The organism is Bacillota bacterium, from assembly GCA_024653485.1.
Lineage (GTDB): Bacteria > Bacillota > SHA-98 > UBA4971 > UBA4971 > UBA6256.
In genome coordinates, this window is the sequence record JANLFY010000003.1 from 159,307 (window position 1) to 175,519 (window position 16,213).

General features: G+C 62.8%; 16 protein-coding genes and 1 pseudogene. All 17 read right to left on the reverse strand.

Features of this window, described 5'->3' with window-relative positions; all coding sequences use genetic code 11:
• Window positions 1–2 precede the first annotated feature (2 nt).
• On the reverse strand, window positions 3–1,418 hold the full coding sequence (gltA, locus tag NUW12_03555; protein MCR4401845.1) for an NADPH-dependent glutamate synthase: 1,416 nt from the start codon (window positions 1,416–1,418) through the stop codon (window positions 3–5).
• On the reverse strand, window positions 1,403–2,254 hold the full coding sequence (locus NUW12_03560; GenBank protein MCR4401846.1) for a sulfide/dihydroorotate dehydrogenase-like FAD/NAD-binding protein: 852 nt from the start codon (window positions 2,252–2,254) through the stop codon (window positions 1,403–1,405). The genes gltA and NUW12_03560 overlap by 16 nt, the downstream gene beginning before the upstream one ends.
• A 352-nt stretch (window positions 2,255–2,606) precedes the next feature.
• On the reverse strand, window positions 2,607–3,242 hold the full coding sequence (locus NUW12_03565) for a redox-sensing transcriptional repressor Rex (protein MCR4401847.1): 636 nt from the start codon (window positions 3,240–3,242) through the stop codon (window positions 2,607–2,609).
• A 474-nt stretch (window positions 3,243–3,716) separates the two neighbouring features.
• Window positions 3,717–5,474 carry an NADH-dependent [FeFe] hydrogenase, group A6 gene (locus tag NUW12_03570; GenBank protein MCR4401848.1) on the reverse strand — a complete coding sequence of 586 codons (1,758 nt, stop codon included), beginning with the start codon at window positions 5,472–5,474 and terminating at the stop codon, window positions 3,717–3,719.
• A 44-nt stretch (window positions 5,475–5,518) separates the two neighbouring features.
• A complete protein-coding gene (nuoF, locus tag NUW12_03575; protein ID MCR4401849.1) occupies window positions 5,519–7,129 on the reverse strand; it encodes an NADH-quinone oxidoreductase subunit NuoF in 1,611 nt (536 codons plus the stop codon).
• A gap of 30 nt (window positions 7,130–7,159) precedes the next feature.
• Window positions 7,160–7,639 (reverse strand): NADH-quinone oxidoreductase subunit NuoE, encoded by a 480-nt coding sequence (nuoE, locus tag NUW12_03580; GenBank protein MCR4401850.1) that lies wholly within the window; start codon window positions 7,637–7,639, stop codon window positions 7,160–7,162.
• Window positions 7,640–7,671: 32 nt separating this feature from the next.
• Window positions 7,672–8,034, reverse strand: coding sequence for a (2Fe-2S) ferredoxin domain-containing protein (locus tag NUW12_03585; protein MCR4401851.1), 363 nt, complete (start codon window positions 8,032–8,034; stop codon window positions 7,672–7,674).
• 255 nt (window positions 8,035–8,289) lie between these two features.
• The gene (locus tag NUW12_03590) at window positions 8,290–8,715 is read right to left on the reverse strand and encodes a SoxR reducing system RseC family protein (GenBank protein ID MCR4401852.1); all 426 of its coding nucleotides are present in this window, start codon (window positions 8,713–8,715) and stop codon (window positions 8,290–8,292) included.
• 39 nt (window positions 8,716–8,754) lie between these two features.
• The gene (locus NUW12_03595) at window positions 8,755–9,300 is read right to left on the reverse strand and encodes an ATP-binding protein (GenBank protein MCR4401853.1); all 546 of its coding nucleotides are present in this window, start codon (window positions 9,298–9,300) and stop codon (window positions 8,755–8,757) included.
• A gap of 19 nt (window positions 9,301–9,319) precedes the next feature.
• A complete protein-coding gene (locus tag NUW12_03600) occupies window positions 9,320–10,066 on the reverse strand; it encodes a PHP domain-containing protein (protein MCR4401854.1) in 747 nt (248 codons plus the stop codon).
• A gap of 65 nt (window positions 10,067–10,131) precedes the next feature.
• Window positions 10,132–10,485 (reverse strand): DRTGG domain-containing protein, encoded by a 354-nt coding sequence (locus NUW12_03605; protein MCR4401855.1) that lies wholly within the window; start codon window positions 10,483–10,485, stop codon window positions 10,132–10,134.
• A complete protein-coding gene (locus tag NUW12_03610) occupies window positions 10,486–11,835 on the reverse strand; it encodes a 4Fe-4S dicluster domain-containing protein (protein ID MCR4401856.1) in 1,350 nt (449 codons plus the stop codon).
• The gene (locus NUW12_03615) at window positions 11,832–12,263 is read right to left on the reverse strand and encodes an anti-sigma regulatory factor (GenBank protein ID MCR4401857.1); all 432 of its coding nucleotides are present in this window, start codon (window positions 12,261–12,263) and stop codon (window positions 11,832–11,834) included. The genes NUW12_03610 and NUW12_03615 overlap by 4 nt, the downstream gene beginning before the upstream one ends.
• A gap of 202 nt (window positions 12,264–12,465) precedes the next feature.
• A pseudogene (locus tag NUW12_03620) lies at window positions 12,466–12,801 on the reverse strand (DRTGG domain-containing protein).
• 88 nt (window positions 12,802–12,889) lie between these two features.
• A complete protein-coding gene (locus tag NUW12_03625) occupies window positions 12,890–13,432 on the reverse strand; it encodes an SPOR domain-containing protein (protein MCR4401858.1) in 543 nt (180 codons plus the stop codon).
• 33 nt (window positions 13,433–13,465) lie between these two features.
• A complete protein-coding gene (locus tag NUW12_03630; protein MCR4401859.1) occupies window positions 13,466–15,499 on the reverse strand; it encodes a Mur ligase family protein in 2,034 nt (677 codons plus the stop codon).
• 14 nt (window positions 15,500–15,513) lie between these two features.
• The gene (locus tag NUW12_03635) at window positions 15,514–16,197 is read right to left on the reverse strand and encodes an endonuclease III (protein ID MCR4401860.1); all 684 of its coding nucleotides are present in this window, start codon (window positions 16,195–16,197) and stop codon (window positions 15,514–15,516) included.
• Between the last annotated feature and the right edge of the window lie 16 nt (window positions 16,198–16,213).

Consider the following 16,213-nt stretch of genomic DNA (forward strand, 5'->3'; position numbering starts at 1 on the left):
GGTCAACCGCTCCTTTCCCGTTTAGCACGGATGTACTCGTCGATTCCGCGAGCAGCTATCTTTCCAGCCCCCATCGCAGCGATGACGGTAGCAGACCCGGTGACTATGTCCCCACCGGCGAATACCCCCGGCACGCTCGTCTCGCCGGTCTCTTCGTTTACGATCACGTTCCCGTGCCGCCCGATCTTGAGCCCAGGCACGCTCCTCACAAGAAGGGGATTCGGGTCCGTGCCCACCGCCGATATCATCGTGTCGATGTCGATCACGAACTCGGAGCCCTGCACAGGGACGGGCCTCCGCCTTCCGCTCTCGTCGGGCTCGCCCAACTCCATCCGGATGCACTCCATGCCCCGCACCCAGCCTCGCTCATCGCCGAGGACCCTGATGGGATTGGTGAGGAGCATGAGTTCTACTCCCTCTTCCTCGGCGTTCTCGATCTCTTCGAGTCTCGCCGGCATTTCCGCACGAGACCGTCGGTACACTATGGTGACCTTCTCGGCGCCGAGCCTCAGTGCTGTCCTGGCTGCGTCCATCGCGACGTTCCCCGCGCCTACCACCGCCACCCGCTTGCCGACCCAGATCGGAGTATCATACTCCGGGAAGAGGTACGCCTTCATGAGGTTCGAGCGGGTGAGAAACTCGTTCGCCGAATAGACCCCGTTGAGGTTCTCCCCCGGTATCCCCAGGAAGTGCGGAAGCCCCGCCCCGGTCCCGAGGAAGACCGCGTCGAATCCATCGCGGAAGAGCTCATCCAAGGTCACCGTCTTGCCCACGAGCGTGTTCGCACGGATCTCCACTCCCAAGCTCTTCACGTAATTGACCTCTTCGTCCACGATGGCCTTGGGCAAACGGAACTCCGGGATGCCGTAACGCAGCACCCCTCCTGTCGAGTGGAGCGACTCGAAGAGCACCACCTTGTACCCCATCCTCGCCAGGTCCGCCGCGCACGTTAGCCCGGCAGGCCCCGAACCAACCACCGCCACTCTGCCCGCGGAAACGCGCGCGGCCACCTTTGGGTCGTTCTTCGCCCCCTCGCTCGACGTCCTTTCGTAGTCCGCCGCGAAGCGTTCGAGGGCGCCTATCGCCACGGGCTTTCCTTTCTTGCCCAAAGTGCATCTCTGTTCACACTGCGTCTCCTGAGGGCACACCCGTCCGCATATCGCAGGCAAGCTGTTCTTTTCCTTGACCTTCCTCGCTGCCTCAACGAACCTGCCCTCCGCGATCAGCTTCACGAAGGAAGGGATGTCCACCTCGACGGGGCATCCTGCCACGCAAGGGCGCTTGGGGCAGCCAATGCATCGCTTTGCCTCCTCCACGGCTGTGTCCGGCGAGTACCCGAGGGCCACTTCGTCGAAATTGCGTATTCGTTCCTGGGGATCTTGCTTCGGCATGAGATGCCTGTCTACTCTCGCCGGCATTTGCATCCCTCCACATGCGCCTTGTACCGCTCCATGGCAAGCTTCTCCTCAGTCAGGAACCGCGTCTGTCTCGCCATGAGCTCACCAAAATCCACTTTGTGCCCGTCGAACGCAGGTCCCTCAACGCAGGAAAACATCGTCTTCCCGTCCACGGTCACACGGCACGAGCCGCACATCCCCGTGCCATCCACCATGATAGCGTTCAGACTCACTACGGTCTTGACGCCGAACTCCGCCGTCACCTTGCACGCGGCGCGCATCATGGGAAGGGGCCCGATGGCGACAACCTCGTCCGGACGCAGCCCGCCTGCCAGCAGGTCGTGAAGGAGCCCGGTCACGAAGCCGTGGTACCCGAAGCTGCCGTCGTCGGTGGCGTAATGCACCTCGTCGCTCACCGCCTCCATCCTGTCCTTGAAGATGAGCATATCCTTCGTCTGGGCGCCTACGAGAGAAATCACTCTCGTGCCCAGCTCGTGAAAGGCTTTGGCTTCGGGATAAATCGGCGCCACCCCCACCCCGCCTGCCACGCATACTACCGTGTCGAGCCGCCTGATCTCCCTCGGCGTCCCAAGGGGCCCTACCAGATCGAGGATTGACTCGCCTTCCTCGAGAGTCCCGAGCTCATAGGTGCTCTTCCCGACCTCTTGGAACACCATGGTGATGGTTCCCGCCCCGGGATCGCTGTCCGCTATGGTCAGAGGAATCCTCTCCCCCCGGTCGTGCAACCGCAGCACGAAGAAGTGACCCGGCCGGGCGTGCGACGCGATCTCCGGCGCCTCCACCACGAACAGCTTGATCCTGGGAGCCAGTTCTTCTTTCTTGATGATCCTGTGCATGTCTCTCCTCCTTGTCCCTCGTGCCAGGCCGCAGCGCCTCTGTGCGCTGCGGGCTGACGGTATCCCCAAGGCCGCCCTCTCAGTTCGTGAGGCTTCACTCTGTCCCTTTCTGTTCCTTGCTGTTACGCTGCGGGTACGCCGGACCCGCCTTCGCACGGGAAAGCACTGTTCCGCTCTGGCCCCGCGGCAAGAGGGGAGCGCCTCCCGGGCCGGAGGGCAACCGCCCGCAGGCCGATTGTCATCCCCGCCCCCAAACGGTTCCGCGAGTCACCGACGTACACGACCGCCACGTGGCCTCGCGATCGACTCCCTAACGGAAGATCTCACGCTAACGGAAGATCGCACGCGCACATCACAAATAGTACGCCAGGTGCATGAGCTCCACGCTCAGGTCGGTATTGTGGAGACGCACGCCTTCAGGGACTCTCAGCTTCACGGGGGCGAAGTTCAGAATGGCTTCTATCCCCGCCCCTACGCAAGCATCGACAACCCTTTGAGCCGCCTCCGCTGGAACAGCAACTATTGCCATCTTGATCTGGCGGTCGCGAGCAGTCTCCGCGATCCTGTCCACGTGATGTACTGGAACGTCACCCACCTTCTTGCCGACCTTGGACGGGTCCACGTCAAAAAGCGCCGCGAGGCGGAGATGGTAGTTCCTTTCGACGGCCCGCCGTCCAATGACGTATCGCGCCAACGCCTGCCCCAGGCCGCCTGCCCCCACTATGGCCACGTTTATCTCCTTGTCGAGATTGAGCACCGATCGGAGCTCGCTGCGAAGCACGCCTATCTGGTATCCCACACCCTGCTTCCCGAAACCGCCGAGGAAGTTGAGATCCTTGCGCACTTGCGCGGGGGTAACGCCAGCTCTCTCCCCTAGCTCAAACGAGGATATGAGACCCCCGTGGACTTCCTCGTCCACCGCCTCGAGCACTCGGAGGTACACTGGCAGCCGTCTGATGACAACGTCCGGAACCCGCAGTCTCCTCAAACGTCACACCCCCCCAAGAGAAATCGCAGCTTGTCCCGCGTCACCAGTATAGCACACCTGACAGCCCGACGGGCAACGGGTCGCTCCCACGCAGCGTATTCGACACTTCTACCGCTCCTCCTTCCCAACGCCGCTCAGGCCGATTCAGGCACCACAGAACGTCAATCCCCGGAGTGCCGGGCTACCGAGCGGCATGTGGGCGTCGCGACTCTCGCTTGCGCGCGCCTGGGCCACGGGCCTTTCTTTCACGCTGACGTCTGAAGGGGCAAAGCCCGTCTCGTGTGCAAGTTGAACCCTCCAGACCCGTCAACTACAAGGGGCGGCGCTACCGAGCTGCGCCGCCCCTGCCGTTCTCCGCTACCGGGCCGTTCCAATGTCGCTCAACCCTTGGGGTTTCCGCCCTCGAGGTTCACGCCCCGGGATCGCCATCGCCATGCCGGTGCACGGCACGGCGCGCGCACCGCTCACCCACCATCAGCCTGCGGCCTCCGCGCACGCCTGCCCCGCCACCGAGGGGTACTTGTCCCTCGGGGTGTAGTGAGTGTGCAGCAGTCGATGTGACACTTCTCCCAGCGGCTCGCCCAGGAACTCGGCGTATATTTGTTTTATCGCCGGGTTCTCGTGGGACTTTCGGTAGGGCAGTCCCTTGTCGGCCTCGTACAAAGCGTTCCCGCGGATCAACCTAGTCTCCATGGTCGTTGGGATCGGCTGTCCGCCTCCTCCTACGCATCCGCCCGGACAACACATTATCTCTATGAAATGGTAGTTCGCCTTGCCCTGGCGCAGTAGGTCCAGGATCTTCTTGGCGTTTCCGAGGCCGTGCGCTACGGCGACCCTGACATCCAGGTCTCCCACCTTGACCTGCGCCTCTTTGATGCCCTCGAGCCCTCTGACCTCCTCAAAGTCGATCCTGGGAAGCTCGTTTCCGGTGGCGACTTCGTACACCGTTCGCAACGCCGCTTCCATCACGCCACCAGTCGCGCCGAAGATCGCGGCCGCTCCCGTGGAGATCCCCATCGGGTCATCGTGCTCCTCTTCAGGAAGGTCTTCGAAGCGGATGCCCGCCTCGCGCAGCATCCTCCCCAGCTCACGGCTAGTGAGCACGACGTCGACGTCCTTGTACCCTGAGTCGCGCATCTCAGGTCTGTCGGCCTCGTACTTCTTCGCGGTGCAAGGCATGAGCGACACTGAGAAGATATCCTTCGGGTCGATGCCGGCCTTGCGCGCGTAATACGTCTTGACGAGGGCTCCGAACATCTGTTGAGGCGACTTGCATGTGGATACGTGTTTGAGCAAGTCTGGGTAGAAGTGTTCCCCGAACTTGATCCACCCTGGGCTGCAAGAAGTTATGAGGGGAAGCACGCCGCCCTCCTTCAGCCTCTTGAGGAACTCGTTGCCCTCCTCGATGATCGTCAAGTCCGCCGTGAAATCCGTGTCCATCACGCGGTCGAACCCCAGCCTCCGGAGGGCGGCCACGAGTTTGCCCGTGATAATCCGCCCGGGCGGCAATCCCATTTCCTCGCCGATGCTGACTCGGGTCGCCGGGGCGGTCTGGACCACCACGTGCTTGTTTGGATCGGCGAGCGCCCGCCACACGCGTTCGGTGTCGTCCCTTTCCGCAATGGCGCCAACAGGGCACGCGTGGATGCACTGCCCGCACAAGGCGCACGCTACCTCGTCGAGCTCCCTCGCAAACACCGGCGTTACCTGCGTATCCACTCCTCGGCGCGACGGAAAGAGCACCCCGGCCGCCTGCACGTCGTGGCACATGGATACGCAACGGCGGCAGAGAATGCACTTGTCGGGCTCCCGGACTATCGCCGGAGTTGAGTGGTCTTCGGGAAGTCCGCGCAGCTTGCGTTCGAACCGTATCTCCCTCATCCCGAACCGCTCAGCGAGCGCCTGGAGCTCGCAATTGCGGTTTCTCACGCACTGGAGGCAATCTTGAGGGTGACGGGCGAGGAGAAGCTCGAGGTTCAGCTTCCTAGCCTGCCGGACCCTTGGCGTGTTGGTGTACACCACCATCCCATCCTGCACCGGAAAGGCGCACGCAGGCTGGAGCAGCTTCTGGCCCTCGATATCAACCACACATATTCGGCAGACGGCCTGCACTGCGAGATCTGGATGGTGGCACAGCGTGGGGATGTCCACGCCGAGCTTCTTAGCGGCGTCCAGGATGCTTGTGCCGGCATCCACTTCGACCTTCCGGCCGTCTATCGTCAGCACTGCCATAGGCGCATCACTCCTTCCGTCTCTCCTGCTCGAGCCTGGCGGGTTCATATCCCGCACGTCCCGGTGGGACAGAGCCTCTCGTGCACGTGCGCGTGGAACTCATCACGGAAGTACTTGAGCATGGTCTTGATAGGGACGGGCGCCGACTGACCCAGGCCGCACAAGGATGTTGCCTGCATCGCCGCGCCAAGTTCCTCGAGTAACTCGAGGTCGCCCGGCTGCCCGTCGCCCCGGGCGATCTTGTCGACGATCTCGTAGAGACGCGCGGTACCCTCCCGGCACGGCGTGCACTTGCCGCACGACTCGTGCTTGAAGAACTCCATGAAACACCTGGCGATGTCGACTATGCAGTGACTGTCGTCCATGATGAGGAGGGCGCCAGAGCCGAGCGCCGACCCGTGCTCAGGCAGGGTAAAGTAGTCCATCGGCACGTCCAGCAACTCCTTGGGGAGGCATCCCCCTGAAGTCCCGCCCGTCTGGGCCATCTTGAAGCCCCTGCCCCCTGGTATTCCCCCGCCTATCTCGAACACCACGCGGCGCAGCGTTATCCCCATGGGCACCTCGATGAGCCCCTTGTTCTTGATATCCCCGGTGAGAGTGAAGACTTTGGTTCCAGGGCACCTCTCGGTGCCGACTCGCCGGAACCATTCAGGCCCGTTCAAGAGAATGGGCGGGATGTTGGCGAGCGTCTCGACGTTATTGACCACAGTGGGCTTCCCGAACAAGCCCTCCGTCCCAGGATATGGCGGCTTCACTCTGGGCTCACCGCGCTTGCCTTCGATCGACTCTATGAGGGCGGTTTCCTCTCCGCACACATACGCCCCCGCGCCCTTCCTTATCTCAACATCAAATGAGAAGCCGGTGCCGAAAACGTTCTGTCCGAGGAGGCCAAGGGCCCTTGCCTGCTCTATGGCCTTCCCCAGCCTCTCGATGGAGAGCACGTACTCTCCTCTCACATACACGAAACCCTTGTCCGCTCCCACCGCATAGCCCGCTATGGCCATTCCCTCTAGTATGCTGTGGGGATCTCCCTCAAGGATCAGGCGGTCCTTGAAAGTGCCTGGTTCCCCCTCGTCGGCATTACACAGAATGTACTTTTGGTCGGCTCCGGCCTTCGCAGTGAAACTCCACTTCAGGCCCGTTGGAAACGCCGCGCCCCCTCTGCCGACGAGCCCAGACTTCTTCACAGCCTCGATGACGTCCGCGGGCTTCATCTCTGTGAGGCACCTCGCAAGTGCCCTGTAGCCGTCACGCGCGATGTACTCCTCGATGGATTCGGGATCTATCACTCCGCAGTTACGCAGGACTATCCGTTCTTGCACCCCGAGATATTTCGGTTCCTCGTACTTCACGACCCCCGCCTGCGGCGCCTCGCCAACAAGCCGTGCCACGACTCTCCCTTTCAGGAGGTGTTCCTCGACTATGTCGGGGACGTCGGAGACGCGGACCTTCTGATACAGCGTGCCCTCAGGATAGACGACGATCACGGGCCCTAAGTCGCAAGGCCCCAGGCAGCCGGTTTCGACCACCTTCACTTCCCTCTCAAGCCCTCGCCGCTGCACCTCGGCTACGAGCGCGTCGCGCACTCCCTTGCAGCCCTCGAGCACGCACGGGGTCCCTCCACAGACCAGGACGTGCGAACGGTAGAACTCCACGGGCGCAAACCTCCCTTCTTGGCGTAGGCGTCACTTGTACTCCTTCAGGATCAGCGGGACCCTTTCGGGAGTGAGGTTGCCGTAGACTGCCTCGTTGATCATGATGGCCGGCGCGACACCGCAAACCCCGAGGCAACTCGTGTACTCGAGCGTGAACCTGCCGTCGCTGGTTGTACCTCCCATCGGGATGCCAAGCTCCCTCTCGAGCGCCTCAACCACGGCTCGTGCCCCCCTCACGTGGCACGGAGCGTTCTCACAAACGCGCACTATGTACCTGCCTTTGGGTCTCGTTGAGAACAACGTGTAGAACGTCGCGACGCCGTACACCTTGGACACGGGGATGTCGAGTTCGGAAGCGATCTCTGTCATGGCTTTCTCTGAAACGTAACCTGCTTCTTTCTGAACATCGTGAAGGATCGACACGAGGGCGTCAGGTCTGCGAGAATACTTTGCCAGGATTTCGCTGACTCTGGTCGAGCAAATGCCCGGATCTCCCGCCGCTCGCTCCATGCTCTCTTCCCCCCTTTCCCCTAAGACGCGCTTCACGCGCTGGCTATGACCCACTCTCCTACAACCTGGCCGTTGACTATGTGGCTCGCCACAATCTGGCGCGCCCTCTCCTTGCTCACCTTCCCATAGGTCACCTTTGCGGCACCGGGCTTGATGACGTCCACGATGGGCTCTTGCTCGCACAGACCCACGCAGCCGGTTTGGGTGACCACGACGTCCTGGATGTTCCTCTTCGCGAGCTCATCTAGGATCGCGGAAAGCGTCTCCCTTGCCCCAGCGGCGATTCCGCACGTGCCCATTCCCACGACGATCCTCGTCGTCTCCCTGCCCTCCCTCAGCCTTGTCATGGCCTGAGCCTGTTTTCTGATTCGCTCCAGCTCCTCAACGGTCTTCATCGCAGACACCTCCTGAGCTTTCCCCTCTCGACGCTTTCTAGATCGAGCTCACAGTTGTTTCGCCGACTCCGCACATGCTTGGGGACTTTGCGCCTTACTTCACAATCCCCCTTTCAAGAACCCGCGCTAAACTTCCCACACCGCACTTATGATACCATCGCCCAGGCCAGCGGGCAATAGGCGTTCCGCGCTCCATATGCTATGCTCCACAGCGGTTCCAGAACGCCGAGGCGGTTTCCTCCTGGGCTCGTGTGGTCATTCTCTGCCCACGATCCGTGTGATCTCCGCCCGGAACCGTGCTGGGTTCACACGCCTGTCGTAAGTGTACACGAGGCTGTACGACGCGGCGAGCAGCGCCAGGCCGAAAATCACGCCTAACAGGGAGGCCGCGCCCGATCTCCCGGCCGACCGAGCGAGGACGGCGCCAAGGTATATGCCCGCCATCATGAAGAAGAGCGGGATCATGTACGCGATGAACGCCGCCCCCAACACTCTGGAGCTTTCGAGCTCGAGAGCCACCTCATCACCCGGGCGGGCGCCGATCGCATTCGTCGCTTCCACCACCATTCTGTCGGCGCGGCCCAGACCGCACGCCCCGCAGTGGCGGCACGCCTCATGGCGCGTGACTTCCACTTTGGCCAGCCCTCCGGACACCTCGATCACCCTACCGCGTTCTTCCACGAACAACCAGCCTCCGCAACGACCCCTCGCTCACCAGACTCACGCACGCTGGACCGGTTCCAGGCCCTGTCGGATAAGGTCCTTCACGACGCCCGCAAGGGCCGGGGTGGTCGGAGGGATGTCTCCCAGAGCCCTCCGAAACTCCTCCGAGTCGAAAGAGAACCATCTAGCCCCTCTCCTGTGAGTATACCTGAACCTCACTTCAGGATTGCACACGACGAGGAGCGCGAGCGTCCCCGCCATGTCGCCCAGGGGGGCTCTGTCGATGCTGTCAAGCCTGAACGTGGCTCGCACCTCCGTTCCGCGCCCCGGTTGCGACTTGATGGCTAGGTCGCCCCCGGCGGCTCTCGCGGCCTCGCGGAAAAGAGGAAGCCCGAGCCCTACCTTGCGGGAGGTCCGCGACGTGTAAAAGGGGTCCAGCACGACGCTTAGTATCTCCGGCGGAACGCCGACACCATCGTCAGAGACCTCTATCGAGAGAAGGCCTGACTCCTCATCCTCCGAGACCGTCACGTCTACCGTCTTCGCCCCCGCAGCAATGGAGTTTTGAACTATGTCCAGGACGTGCAAGGAAAGCTCCCGCACACCGCTGCCTCCCTGTCGGTCATTCCACCGGCCGCGCGGCCCGCCCTTCGACTCCCGCGAGCGCCAGCCTGATCTCATCCAAGGTCGGTCTGTCCAGCACAAACGCGGTATACCCGCGGATCTCCTCCAGCCTGTGGGCGTCAGAGGATACCACGATCGGAAACGCCGCAAGCTGGGGGAACATCTCCCTCGCACGCCGGGCTCCCAGCCTCGGAGAGACTTCCAGTGCATCGGGGCGGAGACCGGGAGGCACGAGGCCGAGGTTCCGGACGAGGCTGAAAGACGGTCTGTCCACGTGCGCGGGGACTACCAGCCCCCCGAGTTGCCGCACGCGCTCTCCCACATAGTCGATGGTCATACCCGTCGAAGCGAGGAGAAGCCTGGACAATCTCCCCGTCTGGTAACCTCGCGAGTCGAGTATGATCTGCTCCCCGAACCTCGCTTCATCGTTCTCCACGTCAGGAAGGCTCGCGTACACTTCCTCCTGCCAGCGAAAAAGGGCCCGCGGGTCATCGAACAGCGCAAGGACGTGGACGTCCTCCCGCGTCTGCACCTCCATCCCGCACAGCACCACCACCCCCGCCTTTGCGCCACTCTGGGCAACCGCGAGAGTGTTCTCCGCGGAGTTGTGGTCACAGATGCCGATGAGTCTCACTCCTCTTTCGGCGGCGGCCTCCACTATGGCAGGCGGGGACATCTCGGCCTCTGCGCAAGGGGACAAAGCGGTATGCACGTGAAGGTCCGCAAGGTACAACTCCAACGACACGGCCGCCCATCCCTCCCGCGCTCCGTGGGACACCCCTGCTCGCTCGTCAGAGCGGGCTAGGGCTTCTAGAGTCGGCCTCGTATCCCCGCCGCGTACAGGCGGCCCACGACCTCGAAGGCCGGCAGAGCAGTCTTGAGGAGTGGGATCCCCTCCTCTTCGGCTCTCCTTACTGCTTGGGGCTGACACTCGACCGCTCCCGCGACGATGATGGCCGCAAGCCCCACCAACGTCGCCACTGCGACTATGTTCTCGTGGGCTTGAACGGTCACCCAGATGTCACCGTCGCGGGCGTGCGCGATCACGTCGCTTAGCAGGTCCGACACGTACCCGCACCGTATCTCGGTGTCCAACCCGCCCGCGCCAGCCTCGACAGAGCACTCCAGCAAGTCAAGGACGTCCTGCACTGTCACGTCTTCCACTCACCCTTTGCCCACGTCCGCCTCGCGTTGGGCGCTCATGGCAGACGGGTTCTTCTTCGCGAGGTCGAAGAGTTGCTCCGCAAGTGCCTTCACCTGGTCTCGAAGCTTGAAGACGCAGTCGGTGTCAACTGCTAGACCCTGCACGATGTCCTCGGCGAGCGCCCTGCAGTGCGGCGATCCACACGACCCACAGTCGAGACCTGGCAGGTCCTTCACGACCCTCTCCATCATCTCTGCCTTGGAGATCGCCCTGGACACGTCGTGGTCGAGTCGGAACGCAGGAACTGCGGCGATGTCCTGGCGCATGTCGAAGTAGCCTTCGTAGGCGCGCCGCGCAAGGTCTTCCTCTTCCTCGGCTGTGAAAGCCTTCACACCCGCGAACTTCTTCGCCAGCCTTGCCAGATGCACGTGGGCGATGAAAGGATTGCGCACGGCGAGAGCCCCGCCTACGCAGCCACCGATGCACGCCTGAGCCTCAACGAAATCCACGTCGGTCAGCCTGCCCACCTCGATTTCCTCGAGCACACGGATAACGCTGTGGATGCCGTCGACCACCAAGTAGTTTTCCAGCCCGACAGCGGCGTTCTCCCCACCGGTCCCTCCCCAGCCGATTCCCGCCCCCGAAGATCTGCGCCTGGGCGGCGGCGCGGTCTGGCTCGCCAACCGGCGTGCTATCTCGCCGTACACGTCAGTCATGGAGACCACACCATCTACTGCGTTGAAGCCCCGGTTCGACGCCTCACGCACCCATGTCACCTTCGCCGGGCACGGGGTGATGAAGAACGTCCCGATTTCTTTCGGTTCGATTCCGAGTTCTCTCGTCTTGCTCTCTTTGGCGAGCTTACCCGCACACGCCATTGGGGAGTCAACGGGAATCAAGTGGTCTATGAGCGACGGAAACCTCACCTGTATGAGCCTCACTACGGCGGGACAAGCGGCAGAGATCATCGGTCGAGTCTCTCGGTGCCGCCGAAGGTACTCGCGGGTCACGAAGGTAGCAACGTCCGCTCCGCGCGCGACTTCGAACACGTCGTCGAAGCCCATGTCGACCAGGGCTGCGAGCACGCGGTCTGGGTCCACGTCCGGCCCGAACTGCGCATAGAGCGCGGGGGCGGGAAGCGCGATGGTATACCTGAATTCCCGTAGCCGCTCCAGCGAATCCGTGATGGCCGTCTTCGCGTGGTTATCGCAGGTCCTTATGCACTCCCCGCAATCGATGCACCGCTCCGCGTTGATTCTGGCCTTGCCCTGCCTCACCCTTATGGCTTCGGTAGGGCAGTTCTTTATGCATCGCGTGCATCCTCGGCATTTCTCTTCGATCAGGAGGACCGAGTGGAACAGGCCGGTCATGTCAGACTTCCTTTCGAGGGAAGGTTGATGATCATTCTGACGCTAGTGCCCCGCCCTACAGTGGACTCGATCCGGAATTCGTCGGAGTACCTCTTCATATTGGGCAAGCCCAGTCCGGCTCCGAACCCCATCTCCCGAACGTGCTCCGGTGCTGTGGAGTATCCCTCCTGCATCGCAAGGTGTATGTCTGGAATACCAGGACCCTCATCGTCCGCCGCGATCTCGATCCGCTCGGGAGAGATCTCAACGGTGAGGACTCCACGGAACGCGTGGATGACTATGTTCATCTCGGCTTCGTACGCCACGATCGCGGCCCTGCGAGCGGTCTCCGCGTCGACGCCAACTTGCCGCAATGTTCGCTTGAGCTTCGCCGCAGCCTCCCCCGCCGCTTGAAAGTCCCCGCCTGCGACCTTGCACTCCATGCGCATCGCGCTAGCCACCACCCGCAACGCGCGTCCTGGCGTCCTCGCACCCGGCTCTGGCGGTGGCGCTCGCACCCGCGCCCCCGCCGGCAGCGGGGGCACTCGCTCGAGAGTCCTGGCCGTCGTGAGAGTCTGCGACTCCCTCTCCACTGCTTTCCGCCCCGACGCCGGGCGTTCCATGGTCTTCAGCTCTCGGCCATGCGCACTTCCCGCGCAGGCCAGCCTCGAACAGAAGGCCGGCGGATTCGTACAGAGGGTACGACGTGCATAGAATGGGGATGCCGGCCTCCGCCGCCATGGCCACGATCTCTGCCGTGGGCCTCTTCCCGCGCACAAAGACGATGCCCGAGAGATCCATCATCTCGGCCGCACGTATTATCTGAGACGTGACAAGCCCCGTGAGAACGAGCATCCTTGCCTTCGTGAAGGCCAGCAGGTCGCTGATGAGGTCACATCCGCACGCACCTTCGATCTCCTCGTCGAGCTTGTCCTCTCCTGTAAGAACCGTAGCATCGAGAACCCTCATGACATCGCGCAGCCGCAATCTTCATCATTCCTTCCCGTCATCACCGCAGCACTGTCAAGCCGCCGCAGACGCAAGTCGTTACAGACGCTGTCCTTGGAACGCCTGCCTAATGGATCACTACCACGGAATAGCCTCTCTCCTCGATTTCGTCGGCAAGTCGCTCCGCGTTGGCTCTGTCCGCGAAAGCCCCCACTTGGACCCTGTAAGGCGCGCCCCCGGTCACGAACCCAGGGTACCCTGCTTTGCCGAGCTCTCGAGCTAGGGCTTCGGCTCCAGTCCTGTCGTCAAACTCGCCGACCTGGACCCGGTACAGCGTCTGGCCACCGGACGCTGCCGGCACCTGGGCCACCGGCGTCGACCCTTCGGTCCCGGTCATACCGGTTCCGCCAGCCTGAGATGGTGCCGCTTCGGGCGCGGCCGCTCCCGCCTGACCGGATGGTGTCGATCCGGCGTCGCCCAGAGACCCTGCGGGAGAGATCTGGTCTGTCTCCTGAGCGACCTCGTTGCCAGCGGACCCGGGACCGGACGTGAGAAGGCCGAAAGCGTACTTGCCCATGAGAACGCCGAGCCCGATGGCGAACGCCGCCATCACCGCGAGCATCAGCACCATGGACAGGCTCTGACCTACCCTTCCCCTTCTCTCAGGCATCATGGATACCCCCCTCAGTCTTCTGATACTATACTACTCCCAGGTGCGAGCACATTCCTCCCGTGTGCGGCCACACTCTGAATCGCGCGCCCATGGCGGGCGCATGTGCAGCTCGATCGGCACCACCCGCGTGTTGCGAATACCACCGTCCAACTTCGCGAGAACGTCGGGGGTCGCGCACGCGAACACCACGGGGAGGTTGCGCCTTGCGGCTAGCTCGTGCGCGAGTCGGGTACCCCGCAGCACGTCGCGCGGGGTGGTCTCGTCCCCCATGTGCGTGTTGCTCACGATCCCGGTGAAAGTCAGCCCGGAGGCCTCCTCAATCGACTCCAGCATGTCTTCGGCACCCTCAACGTCCCTTGTGAAAGGCCGGTTGGCATTGACCACGAAGAACATGTCGTAACCCGCCCCCTCGAAGTGGGCGGAGTACCTCGCCAACGCCCTCGCTCCGACGGGGTCTCCGCCCACATCGAAGACTATTGTCGCGGTCTCGTCGTGGAAAGCCCGAAGAATCGCCGGAGCCAGGGCCGGCAGGTCCGCCGCCTCGAACCCGGGAGCAGACGATATTACCTCCACGCCCCGGCTTTCCATCTCTCGGGCAGCTTCGCGCGACCTGAAGTAGGGATTCACAATGTCCAAATCGACCACGACCACGCGGGCGCCGTCCCGCCGCTTCAAGCTGGCGAAGTTGAGGGAGACTTCCGTCTTGCCCGATCCATAGGCGCCGGTGAAGACCACTATCCTTCGTGTCATGGGGAGGGTGCCCGCAATTGACAGGAGGTGATTTCTCACCTCGCCCACCAAGTACAGAGACCCGCACACGAGGAGCACACCGTCATGCCCCGCGCACTTCAGCCCTTCGTCCACTGCTTCCACTGCGTTCTCCCTCACCAGACCCGGGCAACCCGCGCGCAGCGCAAGTGAGACTATGGAGCGCGGATCGACGGCTCCCAAACGCGATGACGAGGCGGTCGTCGCTATCACCTGCGACGCGAAACCCGCCACCTCGCGCACCATGTCCTCCACCTGTTTGTCCCTGGAGATCCCGACGACCGCTGTGACCCGCCGCCCTCCAGTTACCTCCGGAACAGCCAGGGCGAGCCTTCTCACACCATCCAGGTTGTGAGCGCCGTCGACCATCACCAGAGGGCGTCTCTGAAGCACCTCCAGCCGCCCGGGCCACTCGACAAGCTTGAATCCTCGCTTCACGGCCTCCCGAGTCAGATGGACTCCGATACCGCCAAGGACCTGCGCGACCCCTACGACGCATGCGGCGTTCTCCACCTGGTGCTGGCCAAGGAGCGGGATCTCGAACTCTCCGAAATCGCGACCGCGTACCCACGCGCGAAATCTTTGCCCCTCCTCGTTGCAGGAGGTGCGCTCGCAGTGAACGTCTTCGCCCACGACTAGGGCGGGGGCGGCCCTCTCAGCGGCCGCTCGCTTTATCACCTCGAGCGCCGGGGGGTGCTGCACCCCGACTACCACGGGCACTCCCCGCTTGATGATGCCCGCTTTCTCGCCGGCGATCTCTTCTATCGTGCCGCCGAGTCTTTCGCGGTGATCCAAGTCAACGTGAGTGATGACGGACACGAGCGGCGTAATGACGTTCGTGGCGTCCAGCCTGCCGCCCAGACCCACCTCTATCACGGCGTAGTCCACGCGCTCTTCCGCAAAATACAGGAATGCCATGACTGTGCCCATTTCGAATTCGGTCGGCGCGCCCAATGACGACTGTGAGGCCATCCTCTCGAAATGGGGCCGCAGTGTGGTGACGAGTTCCGCCAGGCGCCTCCTCGGCATGGGCCTGCCGTCAACTCGTATGCGCTCGGTGTACGACGATAGGTGGGGAGACGTGTACAGCCCAACGCGGAACCCCGCGGCGCGAAGCACTGAAGCCGTCATGGCCGCGACCGAACCCTTGCCGTTGGTTCCCGCCACGTGGACGGCCTTCAGCTTGAGATGGGGCAAGCCTGTGGCATCGAGTAAGGCGAGAGTCCGGTCGAGGCCGAGGCTTACTCCGAACTTCCCCAGGTTGTGCAGGAATGTGATGGCCTCTTCGTACTCCATTAAGGCTTTCTTCGCTATAGCTGAGCGTTTTCCTTCCCCGATCGACATTCGGGAGCGAGCGGGCACCCGTCGCACTTGGGCCTTTGCGGCCTGCATCGGCGCCGTCCGTGAGAGATCATGTTGACGTGCATGGAGTACACGAGTTCCGGAGGGATCCGTGCCCCCAGGACTTCATGAGCAGATTCCGCTCCACACCTTGCGTGCACCAACCCGAGGCGCTTCGCCACCCGCAGAACGTGCGTGTCCACGGGGAACACGGGAAGACCGCACCCAAAGAGTAGAGTGCAGGCACAGGTCTTGGGGCCGACGCCTTCGAAAGACAGGAGGTATTCCCTGGCCGCCTCCACACCGAGTCCCGCGAGGAAGTCTAGGGATAGACGCCCCCTCTCGCGATGCAGGCGCTCCAGTATCCGTTTTATCCTGGCCGCCTTGACCCGGGCAAGGCCACCTTCCCTTATGGCCTCAGCGACCTCGTCCACATCGGCCTTCCTCACGCACTCCCACGAGGGAAACCTTTCCTTCAGCCTTCGAAACGCCCTCTCGGAGTTGACGTCGGACGTATTCTGGGAAAGCACAGTCGCCAGGAGGGTGTCCAAGGGGTCCTCCCTTCTTGGGCGAGGACCCCCGTACGCCTCCTCTAGAAGCGCCGCGATTCGCCGCACTCGACTGTCGAGGTCGTCGTGACTTGTGGTGTCCAATCTCACGCCTCCGCTG

What these genes read in the sequence shown, in the direction of transcription:
- gltA (MCR4401845.1), bottom strand. Translation starts at nt 1,418, where the DNA reads ATGCCGGCGAGAGTAGACAGGCATCTCATGCCGAAGCAAGATCCCCAG.
- NUW12_03560 (MCR4401846.1), bottom strand. Translation starts at nt 2,254, where the DNA reads ATGCACAGGATCATCAAGAAAGAAGAACTGGCTCCCAGGATCAAGCTG.
- NUW12_03570 (MCR4401848.1), bottom strand. Translation starts at nt 5,474, where the DNA reads ATGGCAGTGCTGACGATAGACGGCCGGAAGGTCGAAGTGGATGCCGGC.
- nuoE (MCR4401850.1), bottom strand. Translation starts at nt 7,639, where the DNA reads ATGGAGCGAGCGGCGGGAGATCCGGGCATTTGCTCGACCAGAGTCAGC.
- NUW12_03585 (MCR4401851.1), bottom strand. Translation starts at nt 8,034, where the DNA reads ATGAAGACCGTTGAGGAGCTGGAGCGAATCAGAAAACAGGCTCAGGCC.
- NUW12_03610 (MCR4401856.1), bottom strand. Translation starts at nt 11,835, where the DNA reads ATGACCGGCCTGTTCCACTCGGTCCTCCTGATCGAAGAGAAATGCCGA.
- NUW12_03615 (MCR4401857.1), bottom strand. Translation starts at nt 12,263, where the DNA reads ATGCGCATGGAGTGCAAGGTCGCAGGCGGGGACTTTCAAGCGGCGGGG.
- NUW12_03625 (MCR4401858.1), bottom strand. Translation starts at nt 13,432, where the DNA reads ATGCCTGAGAGAAGGGGAAGGGTAGGTCAGAGCCTGTCCATGGTGCTG.
- NUW12_03630 (MCR4401859.1), bottom strand. Translation starts at nt 15,499, where the DNA reads ATGGAGTACGAAGAGGCCATCACATTCCTGCACAACCTGGGGAAGTTC.